This window comes from Caldalkalibacillus salinus (genome assembly GCF_016745835.1).
GTDB classification, from domain to species: domain Bacteria; phylum Bacillota; class Bacilli; order Caldalkalibacillales; family JCM-10596; genus Caldalkalibacillus_A; species Caldalkalibacillus_A salinus.
In genome coordinates this window covers 32,687-42,601 of record NZ_JAERVL010000022.1, presented here as the reverse complement: position 1 = coordinate 42,601, position 9,915 = coordinate 32,687, and the positions used below count along the sequence as shown (strand labels likewise).

Sequence of the window (9,915 nt, the reverse complement as noted above, 5' to 3'; positions counted from 1 at the left end):
TGGGCTTTTTTACACTGTCTACTCTAAGGGGATAATACCAAATTGACTAGAGCCTTAGCCTTTGTTTTTTTATTGTTCGTGTACCCGAGTGGCTGGCTAGCACTGTGGCATGTGTTTGCGGTGACGATGATCATAGGAGCTGTTGAACCGCTTTTCAGACCTACAAGTATGGCTTATATTGCCCATATCCTGCCTAAAGATTTGCTACAAAAAGCCAATGCCTTGCTCGAGGGTACGTTACAAACATTAATGTTATTAGGGCCAGGTTTAGGTGGTTTATTGATCTCTACTTTTGATGTCTCCGTCGTCGTAATGATTTTAGTTGTTGCACTGGGGAGTTCTAGTATTATACTGTTGCTTATACCGAGTCATTATGGGCATAAAGAGGATGAAAGAAAAACATGGCTAAGGGATTTTACCGAAGGCCTACATTTCTTTAAAGAGTATCGTGTGTTACTATGGCTCGGACTATTACTTCTGGTCATTAATTTTGCAGTGGGTGCAGCAATGCCATTGTTTTTACCCTATGTCATCGAAAATTTAGGTGGAACAGAGACAAATTATGGCTTATTTGTTTCCGCTTTTTCAATAGGCATGGTTTTAGGTTCTTTCATCACCGGGCTCACGGGCACGCCGAAAGACCTCAGACTGACTTTTTTAAGCTGTATGTTTGCTAACGGGACCCTGTTTGTCTTTTTAGGATACACGAGTGTGTTTGCTGTTGCTTTTATCATTAGCGTCCTCCAAGGTCTAGCGGCCTCTTTGATTAACATTAATAACACAACCTACTACCAGAAACGTGTGCCTGAGTATATTAGAGGGCGTGTCTTTAGCGTCCGTTTTTTGTTAGCCCAAATCGGCATTCCAATAGGAGCAGGCTTAGGTGGGTTTTTAGCGGAGACCTTTAGTATTAAGCTATTGTTTATATCCATTGGGTGTCTCATTGTCACGACGAGTTTAATGGCATTAAGTCTGCGTGCGTTGCACGATCTTAACGACAAAACCCTAGATAAACCTGTTGAAATGAGTCACAACCTCTAATGCCTCAATCACTAAACCTTATACCCATTTTTTGTCCTTTTAAAGGAATAATTTGAATGTGGAACTCATTAACTTTTGAGCTACACCTTTGGTCCCCGTTATTTGTATTTTGTTTTTTTAGATCAAATTTTCAAAAAAAGTTGCACGTAACAATACCTTTAGATATGATTATTTAAAGAGGTTTGGCAAAAAGACTTTTGACAAACGCTTAGAAAAAAGTGAATAGTCTACATATATAACGAAGGGTACTATGGGTTTAATAAGTCCAGGGGGTGACAACGTTGTCTGAAGATAAAGATATACTGACTGCAAATGAAGTAGCCGAGGCGCTTGAAATCAGCCCAGATAAAGTGAAAGAGTGGGCTAAGAATGGCGATATACCAGGGGCTAAGATTGGCAAGGAGTGGCGTTTTTCTAAGAGAAAACTCGTTGAATGGTTTGAACAACATCAAAGTGAAGAGTAAGTAATAGGAACTCATATATTTTTCTTTAGTGATGAGGCGTCAGTACAGTGACGTCTTTTTTCTGTTCCAATGATAACGGATACGCGCTAGTTGTTACTCTATCATTACTTTGTGGTAAGGTAAAAAAGAAGAGTGATGTGATGAATCATGATCAGTCATGACAACGTTAGCCTTAGCTTTCCTAAGAAAAAAAAAGAAGCCAAGATGAGTGTGACTTGATCTTGACTTCACTTCTTTTCTACAGCTTTATTTTAATGCCTCAACAAGCGCATTCCCGAATGCTTTTGCGCCATCTGGTCCGTTACTTGTGATGATATCGCTGTGAACAACAACCTCTTCAACCACATAATTGACGTCATTCTCTTTCAGTTGATTAATCATGACGTCAACAGGGAAACATGTGGCTTGGCGTTCCGTGAGTAACCCTGTTTTGGCCACGGAGACGGAACCTGCACAGATGCCTGTGAGTAGAACTTTTTGATTATGCGTTTGCTTCAAGAATTGGTTTAACTCATTGTTTTCCCATAGATGGTCGATTGTACCGGAACCACCAATAACGGCCACCACGTCAAAGTCAGTGGCAGAAATATCAGAGAAGGCAACATCAACATTGATTTTACCCTGATAGTCTCCTGTTACTTCACCTGTTTTGGTACTGGCAATCGTAACCTCTACGCCTGCCTCTTCTAACGCTAGCTTTGGATGAAAGAGCTCAACTTCATTGAACCGTTCAGGTGGTATAATGAATAAAGCCTTTTTGCTCATAATAGGTGACCTCCTAAAAATATATTTCAATATCTCAGTATCGTACATGTCATATTCTAACTGAGGTCCTATACACTTGAGAAGTATGCACTTTTTTGTACGCAGGTTACCCATAGGTTACTTTTTATAGAGGAGCAGGGCATATAAAAGCTAATGTTTAGCACCAATATCAACGCTGGATAAAATACTGAGGGTATATGCCCCTTCACCTCGTTTAGACATTAGCTATAGGGAGGTCGACAACATGTCCGAAACACTACGAGAAGATATTAAGCAGAAGATACAAAATGGTGACTTTAATTGTGAGAAAGAATTGACACTGTCCATAATAAGTGGAAAGTGGAAGGTCGTTATTCTATGGCACTTAGGCGTAGAGGGGCCCCATCGATTTAGTGACCTACAGAGACTTTTTCCTAAGATTTCACATAAAATATTAACCAATCAGCTGCGGGAGCTAATAGAAGACGGGATTGTGCATCGAGAGGTGTACCCTGAAGTGCCGCCTAAGGTAGAGTACTCCATGACGGAGCTTGGTATGACCTTGTTACCAATCATAGACATGATGTACGACTGGGGAAAAATGCGCATCAACCAAATCAAACAAAACAATGAAGAGTGGTCGAATGAAAAGAATTAATGACCCTCGTTCAGCAGGGGCGCTTAGTAAAATATGTTACGGACACGTGTTGTGTCTAAACGTCTTGTCGCTCCTTTTTACTTTTAAACGAGCTGCGATGGCCACATGTTATAAGGGCCTCGGCCCATTTGTGGTAGGGGTAAGGGAGTCCAGAGCTGTTCTAGGACGCACGGACCGATACCATTGATAACAAAAAATATAGAGGAGCCACGCATCGATCAAATCACCACCGTAGTACATGACTTTTGCCCCTAACTCTGCTTGCGATGCTGAAACACCAGCTGGGGGATAGGCGTAGATATACTTTGCTAGTATGCCGTGTCCTGTCAGAGCGAGGAGGAAGACAATGGCGCGGTACACGTTGTTTGGCTTATGCGGCTTAGGATCGATATCGATCATGGCCACTGTAAAAAGATACCCCGCTAGAAACACGTGGACGTGCACCACGACATGTAAAAACGTGTACGTCTGCATCGCTGAATATAAGGGTGTGGCATAGAGCACCCACAAACCGCCGATGTTAAGGACAGAAGCGACAAGCGGATCTTGTAAACGATGAGCCAGCTGGCTCTTCAAAATGGACGTGAGATGGCGAGCCGTCTGCACCTCTACATATCTTAAGGTAAGGGTCATCGGAGCTGCAAGAGCTAGGAGTAAAGGGCCGAGCATACCGATGAGCAAATGCCCGACCATATGAAAAGTAAAATCATGGTGGGCGCGCGTGGCCATCGGACCAACGAGAGCACTAGCCACACAAAGCACACCCGTATACCAAGACATATAACGAACAAAGGGCCACTGCTTATACTTTTCGTTCGTACGGTAAGCCATGACCGGATAGCCCAAGATTGCACCAACAACGATACATAAAGCGAGTACATCTACGTGTGATGCGTTTGCAAGCACATCAGTGCCGAGGCTAGTATGATGATTCGCCATTGGCCAACATCCCTTCTTGCTGGGCTTCATCACGTTTGGAGCGGGTTATAAGAACCAGGCCAGCGACAATTATTGCGAGGGCAGTCGCATTCCATACGACATCGTAGATGAAGACATCCTCGACATAGCGAACCTGGTGGACGCCCATTAGTTTATGATGTATGATGCCGTCGTACAGCTGGAACCCTCCAGCCCCTAAGAGTACGCCGCCCAACCATCGCTTGGGTAACCATGCTTGTCGCCGTCGCAAGTCAGCAAATATGAACAGCCCGCCAATCGTGGCAAACCAACTGAGGGCGTGGAACAGACCATCAGATACAAGGCCCACTTCCGTTGTCGATCGATCGTAAAAATGATGCCAATGTAGAAGCTGGTGGAAGACCGCTTCATCGATAAAAGCGATCAAACCGATACCAAATAGGACACCTGACCATAAATTGCGTTTACGCCACAGCAATGTGTGGTTGAGATGAGACTTTAATGGTTGACTAGACATAACGTTCTCCTTCTTATAACATTTCATAACATCGCTACTTTACCTATCTTTTGTTTTAACCCAAACTTGCCCTCGATATAAGCCCATCATAAAATTTGACACTGCAATAGGGCCATGATACTTTTAAAAATATAGTAACTTTATCTTGCTAATCTACAGCCAATATCGTTGGTGTTGGTCCCACACCTCGTCTATTGAGCACACGATGTACACCATACAAGTGAAATAAAAGGAGTGCGGAGAGAAATGGATAGAGAACAATTAAAACAAGACATTATCAGTGCTTATGAGTTTAGACACGCAACAAAGGCATTCGATCCAGATAAAAAAATCGCGCAAGAAGATATTGATTTCATCCTAGAAACTGGAAGACTATCACCAAGTTCTGTCGGACTCGAACCGTGGAAGTTTGTCGTTGTTCAAAACTCTGATTTGAGAGAGAAACTTCGTAACGTTTCATGGGGCGCCCAAGGGCAGCTACCGACCGCTAGTCACTTCGTTCTCATATTAGCGCGGAAGAACGTGAAGTATGATTCAGATTATGTGATTAATCATCTGAGACACGTGAAGAAGATGCCAGAGGATGTGATTGAAGGTTTCTTCGACCGTTATAAGAGCTTCCAAGAGGAATTCCAAATTCTAGAGAATGAAAAAACAATGTTTGATTGGTCCTGTAAGCAAACCTACATCGCTTTAGGTAACATGATGACTGCTGCTGCCCAAATCGGGATCGACTCTTGTCCTATCGAAGGCTTTGATATCACAGCAGTTGATCAGATCTTAGAAGAAGAAGGATTAACAGAAGACGGCGAGTATGGTATCTCTGTGATGGTTGCCTTTGGCCACCGCGTAGAAGAGCCACGTCCAAAAACGAGAAAGACGAAAGAAGAAGTTGTTCAGTGGATTAAGTAGTCTTGTCGTATGATCAGTTTGATTCGGGTGCTTAAAAGGAATTTGTCCTTTTGAGCACCCTTTTTTTGTACGGAGATTTTACATATGGAGTAATTGTCTAATCATATAAAAGGCCACACCCCAAATGATGATGGCCGACAAGACATTAATCCTCCGCATCCATTGCCCGGTAGCATCGAGCTTTCCTATATTCCGACCCGCCACTGCGAGGAGTAAGAACCATATCCAAGAGACCAGTATGGTCATGATGCTAAACATCACTTTTTCTTCCCCTGTATAGGAGAGGGAGTTCGTGCCTATGACCCCGATCGTATCCATGATAGCGTGTGGATTTAATAGGGATACCGAAGCCGCGAAAGCCACTTGCTTTTTAATCGACATCCCTTCATCCGTCCGACTTTGCACCGATGGATCCGTCCGCCATATGACCCAGCCCATATAACCTAAGAATAGCACGCCAATGATATAGATCGTCACCTTTAACCAAGCAAAAGTCAACACAATAACGGATACACCTAGAACGGCAAGTAAGATCAGTAGCGTGTCACAGAGTGAAGCCGTGATGACGGCAGGAAGCGCTCTGAAAAACGTTTTTTGTGTCGCCCCCTGATTAAATATAAATACATTCTGCACGCCTAAGGGGAGTATCAGCCCCAATGCAAGAATGGCGCCATGTATACTCGCTTGTAACAATAGATGTTCCTCCTTTCCCTTCATGACGTCACTATTGTATACCGAGCAAATGTGCATGTCTTCAACCATTCGTTTAATTTCAACCCAACCACATTGATCATACGTTCACCAACTGAACCTGTTGACACATTTATCTCACAACATGACTTGCCATGACGGCAGAAGAGGGCAGAATGCTTCCAGTTAACATGCATGTTCTCCATGACTATTGGCAAAATAAAAGTAACACTTTTCTGCAAGGAGCGACCACAAATATGGCTAAAACAGAGCATAACATTCGCTTAACGTCATCGGAAATAGGAACGTTATGGACAACTTATATGATGGAAACTATGTCGGTCTGTACACTCACGTATTTTTTAGAGAAGGTAGAAGATGTACAGATCGAAGAAAACCTCAAACAGGCTTTAAGTATGTCCAAGGATCACGTACAGACCATCGCAGATATATTCCATCATGAGAACCATCCTCTACCGCACGGGTTCACAGAGGATGATGTCATTCCCACTGCCCCCCGACTTTTTTCTGATACGTATTTCTTATACTATATCCATCACATGACCAAAATTGCACTACACAATTATGGCATGATACTGCCCAATATGGCTCGTTCAGACGTGGCCAATTTTATTAGTACATGTATCGCCGATTCCACACAACTCTATAACACAGTAAGAAAGCTGTTATTAAACAAAGGCTTATATATTCGTCCGCCGTATATTTCAACGCCTGAAGACATTGACTTTGTGCAAAAGCCAGGTTTCTTAACAGGCTGGCTAGGAGACCGTCGACCTTTACATGCCATAGAGATTAACCATTTATTCACCAATATACAAACGAATGTCATTGGTCGTATGACACTGATTGGGTTTAGCCAGGTGTGTCAATCCGAAGATGTGCGAGAATATTTCATTAGAGGGCGGGACATATCAGGTAAACATGCAGAAGTGATGAGTTCTATTTTGATTGAAGACAAACTACCCGCTCCAAAGCTGTGGGATGATTCGGTGATGGATTCTAGATCCGCACCTTTTTCAGATAAGCTGATGGCTGTCCACACAGGCATTTTAACTTATGGTGGCATTGGAAATTACGGAGATGGTATGGCCGGGAGTACGCGCCGTGACATTATAGCACAGTATACACGGTTAATGGGGGAAGTTATGAAATATGCAGAGGATGGTGCTAACCTGCTTATTCAACATGCCTGGATGGAGCAGGTGCCCCAAGCGGACGATCGAGACGAACTGGCACGCAAGAAGGACTGATTACCCATTACTGTGTCAGTCCCTCACCTTGACAAATGCGTCCGAATGCATTAAAATTTTCTGCAAATTGTCCTACAAATTGATTTGTATGATATAGAGTGTAGGGAGGCATATTTGTGGGGAACAAAGAAGTCGAAATAAAATCCGTAAGCCGAAAAACATTATCAAATCAGGTCATGGATGAAATTATAAATCTGCTTCTAACGGGGCAGTTTAAATCCGGTGATCGCCTACCTTCAGAATTGGAGTTAATGGAGATATGCAATGTCAGCCGTCCCGTCATACGTGAAGCGATGACTTCCCTTGAAGTATTAGGTATTGTCAACCGTAGAACACGTAACGGCACCTTCTTTTCTGAGAAGATTGGCAGCAAGCCTTTTGCTATGATGCTAGCTTTATCAGCAACAGATATTCCTTCAATTATAGAAACGAGAGTGGCTCTAGAACTGGGGTTGGTCACGTTGGCGGCTGAGAAGATTACAGAGAAAGATTTGGCGAAATTAAGGGAAACAATGGACGTGATGAGAGCGTTACCGACGAATGATTCCTCCGAACAAGATAAAGAGTTCCACAAAATTATTGCTTTAAGTGCTAAGAATCCACTTTTTGAAGGCATTATCGAACCTCTTCAGGACTTTCATAACAAAGTACTAGAACAGATTCCTCTTGAAGATCGCGATCTTGGAACAACGCTAAATCACCATGTGGACATATATGAAGCATTGGAACAACGCGATCCTATTGCAGCCTACAACAGGATGTTTCATCATCTCGATTATGTACGTAAAAAAGCCATGCGCCATTACGAAGGTCAATAAGATCTCGGTTTGTTTTAACCCGATTGTTGGAAGTTATGAATCCGACGTCGGGTTTTTTACTTTGGAGAATATTTTCAATTTTTATTATTGACCTACTATTTATATTGTCTTACAATTATAAAAAATAAATGTAACACGAGTCATATTGATAAAGCATAAGTGGACACACCTCACTAAGATATTATGAAAGCGGATACTTAAGTGGTGAGAGGTTAAATACACCACGAGAATATCGTTACATTTGAACGAAACGCTACTAATCTATTACTTCGTTACAACTTAAAGATATGGGAGGGAGTCATGATGATGAAGGTATCAATTACGACCACAACGTGTGATTTAACGGATGGTGATTTAAAGCAATTATGTCAGCTTGGGGTAGATTGTATTGATTTTGGCTCAGGATCTTCTTTCCCTGGGGTGAAAGAACAGGGTTATCCGGATCTGGACGCGTTATTGAAGTTGAAAAAGAGAATCCGTTCATTTGGACTAGATGTGAATAGAGTGACCTTACCCGATTTGTCTATGAATTATATGCAACGTGCTGAAGGCAGTGAAGAGGAAATTGAACACGCAGTAAAGGCAGCCAAAGTTTTCGGTGAAGCGGGTATTCCGATCGTGAGACAAAGGTTTGCAGGAGATACGTTTAATGAGATGACTAAGAGTTATCAAGCTCGACAGAGAGGAGGGGCCATCGCCCGGGGTGAAAGTCTTGGTTTTAACAAACAAAAACATGAAACGCCAACTTTAGAAGAGCATGAACGCTGGTGGGCACGTTTTCGAGAAGCGTATGCGCAATTGGTCCCCGTTTGTGAGGAGTATGGTGTCAAGCTTGGCATGCATCCGTCTGATTCACCTCTTCATGATACGCCGTTTGGGGGATTGGGTTATCGGAGGATCATGGATGAATTTCCGAATCAGAACGTCGGGTATATATACTGTGTCGGCACCCGTGCGGAGGAAGGTGGAAGTCCGTTAGTCCTTAACGAGATCAACCATTATGGCAGAAAGGATCGTCTTTTCCTTATACATTTCCGTAATGTACGAGGAAGTTTACCAACAGCAGGCGCTTTTGAAGAAGCGTTACTTGATGATGGCGACATGAACATGTTTAAGGTCCTGCTGGAACTGAGGAAGGTTGGGTTTAACGGTTGCTTGAACCCTGATCATGTCCCTGTGATGGAGGGAGATACACCAGATTTAGACGGAAACTGGGCACACTCTAATATCGCTTGGCGTTACGGTAGTATTGGCTTTGCCTATTCTATCGGCTATATCAAAGCCTTACTCGCTGCCTTAGTAGAGTTTGAAGGGTAATGAACAGAGGATGGAAAGGAGGTTATGAGCTGGTGACAAAATATCAAGATGTGGTGGCGAGTATCAGTTTACTTCTATTTTCAATCGTTTTATTCTCGGCTACATTTCATATCCAACAGCTAACAGTGTCTGAAATTGGCGCTGATTTTGTCCCTAGATTGGTGTCAATCGGCATTTTTATTCTAAGCCTTATTCTACTGATACAAACCTTAAAAAAGCCGGAGGCAAACGAGGGTCACAAGGTAAACGACTATCACCAAGAGACAACACCCGTAGGGGAGAAAGCAGACGAAGATACGACCTCTGACACTCAAGGGAGTCCGTGGTCTGTTGTCCCCACCTTGGTACTGCTGTTGGGTTACGTCTATCTGTTACCTTACGTCGGATTTCTCATCATGACGACGGTTTACTTGTTTCTGCAAATGTTAGTCATGGCAGAAAAGACACAACGTAGGCTCCCGCTTTTTTTAATGACGTCGATTATCGCCTCTGTCTCAATTTACTACTGCTTCAAATCAGTTTTTCACTTAAGGTTACCATCTGGGATATTAGGTTAAAGGGGGTG

At 43.0% G+C, this 9,915-nt stretch carries 12 protein-coding genes; 8 read left to right on the top strand and 4 right to left on the bottom strand.

The window, feature by feature from the left end:
- Nucleotides 1–42 precede the first annotated feature (42 nt).
- Together JKM87_RS13450 and JKM87_RS13445 are read left to right on the top strand one after the other, a co-directional pair.
- The gene (locus JKM87_RS13450; RefSeq protein ID WP_202080891.1) at nt 43–1,041 is read left to right on the top strand and encodes an MFS transporter; all 999 of its coding nucleotides are present in this window, start codon (nt 43–45) and stop codon (nt 1,039–1,041) included.
- A gap of 281 nt (nt 1,042–1,322) precedes the next feature.
- Nucleotides 1,323–1,505, top strand: coding sequence for a helix-turn-helix domain-containing protein (locus JKM87_RS13445; protein WP_202080890.1), 183 nt, complete (start codon nt 1,323–1,325; stop codon nt 1,503–1,505).
- Nucleotides 1,506–1,751: 246 nt separating this feature from the next.
- On the opposite strand, the gene JKM87_RS13440 is transcribed toward JKM87_RS13445, so the two are convergent.
- Nucleotides 1,752–2,270 (bottom strand): DJ-1/PfpI family protein, encoded by a 519-nt coding sequence (locus JKM87_RS13440; RefSeq protein WP_202080889.1) that lies wholly within the window; start codon nt 2,268–2,270, stop codon nt 1,752–1,754.
- Nucleotides 2,271–2,514: 244 nt separating this feature from the next.
- Here JKM87_RS13440 and JKM87_RS13435 point away from each other — a divergent pair, with 244 nt between their 5' ends.
- Nucleotides 2,515–2,907 carry a winged helix-turn-helix transcriptional regulator gene (locus JKM87_RS13435; RefSeq protein ID WP_202080888.1) on the top strand — a complete coding sequence of 131 codons (393 nt, stop codon included), beginning with the start codon at nt 2,515–2,517 and terminating at the stop codon, nt 2,905–2,907.
- Between the two features lie 108 nt (nt 2,908–3,015).
- On the opposite strand, the gene JKM87_RS13430 is transcribed toward JKM87_RS13435, so the two are convergent.
- Complete coding sequence (locus tag JKM87_RS13430) at nt 3,016–3,846, bottom strand: cytochrome c oxidase assembly protein (protein WP_202080887.1); 831 nt, start codon at nt 3,844–3,846, stop codon at nt 3,016–3,018.
- Nucleotides 3,827–4,342, bottom strand: a complete 516-nt coding sequence (locus JKM87_RS13425) for a DUF2243 domain-containing protein (protein ID WP_202080886.1) — start codon at nt 4,340–4,342, stop codon at nt 3,827–3,829. The genes JKM87_RS13430 and JKM87_RS13425 overlap by 20 nt, the downstream gene beginning before the upstream one ends.
- Before the next feature lie 246 nt (nt 4,343–4,588).
- Between JKM87_RS13425 and JKM87_RS13420 the strand changes: the two genes are divergently transcribed.
- Nucleotides 4,589–5,254: an NAD(P)H-dependent oxidoreductase gene (locus JKM87_RS13420; RefSeq protein ID WP_202080885.1), complete on the top strand. Its 666-nt coding sequence runs from the start codon at nt 4,589–4,591 to the stop codon at nt 5,252–5,254.
- Between the two features lie 78 nt (nt 5,255–5,332).
- On the opposite strand, the gene JKM87_RS13415 is transcribed toward JKM87_RS13420, so the two are convergent.
- On the bottom strand, nt 5,333–5,947 hold the full coding sequence (locus JKM87_RS13415) for a LysE/ArgO family amino acid transporter (protein ID WP_202080884.1): 615 nt from the start codon (nt 5,945–5,947) through the stop codon (nt 5,333–5,335).
- A 254-nt stretch (nt 5,948–6,201) separates the two neighbouring features.
- On the opposite strand from JKM87_RS13415, the gene JKM87_RS13410 reads away from it, so the two are divergent.
- The 4 genes from JKM87_RS13410 to JKM87_RS13395 all read left to right on the top strand — a co-directional run bounded on the left by JKM87_RS13410 (nt 6,202) and on the right by JKM87_RS13395 (nt 9,907).
- Nucleotides 6,202–7,215: a DUF3231 family protein gene (locus JKM87_RS13410; protein WP_202080883.1), complete on the top strand. Its 1,014-nt coding sequence runs from the start codon at nt 6,202–6,204 to the stop codon at nt 7,213–7,215.
- Between the two features lie 110 nt (nt 7,216–7,325).
- Nucleotides 7,326–8,033 carry a FadR/GntR family transcriptional regulator gene (locus JKM87_RS13405; protein WP_336885182.1) on the top strand — a complete coding sequence of 236 codons (708 nt, stop codon included), beginning with the start codon at nt 7,326–7,328 and terminating at the stop codon, nt 8,031–8,033.
- Between the two features lie 303 nt (nt 8,034–8,336).
- Complete coding sequence (locus JKM87_RS13400; RefSeq protein WP_202080882.1) at nt 8,337–9,350, top strand: mannonate dehydratase; 1,014 nt, start codon at nt 8,337–8,339, stop codon at nt 9,348–9,350.
- Between the two features lie 32 nt (nt 9,351–9,382).
- Nucleotides 9,383–9,907 carry a tripartite tricarboxylate transporter TctB family protein gene (locus tag JKM87_RS13395; RefSeq protein WP_202080881.1) on the top strand — a complete coding sequence of 175 codons (525 nt, stop codon included), beginning with the start codon at nt 9,383–9,385 and terminating at the stop codon, nt 9,905–9,907.
- The last annotated feature ends 8 nt before the right edge of the window (nt 9,908–9,915 follow it).

Bases quoted from the DNA above. Each gene is read 5' to 3' on its own strand.
- JKM87_RS13440 (WP_202080889.1), bottom strand. From the start codon at position 2,270: ATGAGCAAAAAGGCTTTATTCATTATACCACCTGAACGGTTCAATGAA.
- JKM87_RS13435 (WP_202080888.1), top strand. From the start codon at position 2,515: ATGTCCGAAACACTACGAGAAGATATTAAGCAGAAGATACAAAATGGT.
- JKM87_RS13430 (WP_202080887.1), bottom strand. From the start codon at position 3,846: ATGGCGAATCATCATACTAGCCTCGGCACTGATGTGCTTGCAAACGCA.
- JKM87_RS13425 (WP_202080886.1), bottom strand. From the start codon at position 4,342: ATGTCTAGTCAACCATTAAAGTCTCATCTCAACCACACATTGCTGTGG.
- JKM87_RS13420 (WP_202080885.1), top strand. From the start codon at position 4,589: ATGGATAGAGAACAATTAAAACAAGACATTATCAGTGCTTATGAGTTT.
- JKM87_RS13410 (WP_202080883.1), top strand. From the start codon at position 6,202: ATGGCTAAAACAGAGCATAACATTCGCTTAACGTCATCGGAAATAGGA.
- JKM87_RS13400 (WP_202080882.1), top strand. From the start codon at position 8,337: ATGATGAAGGTATCAATTACGACCACAACGTGTGATTTAACGGATGGT.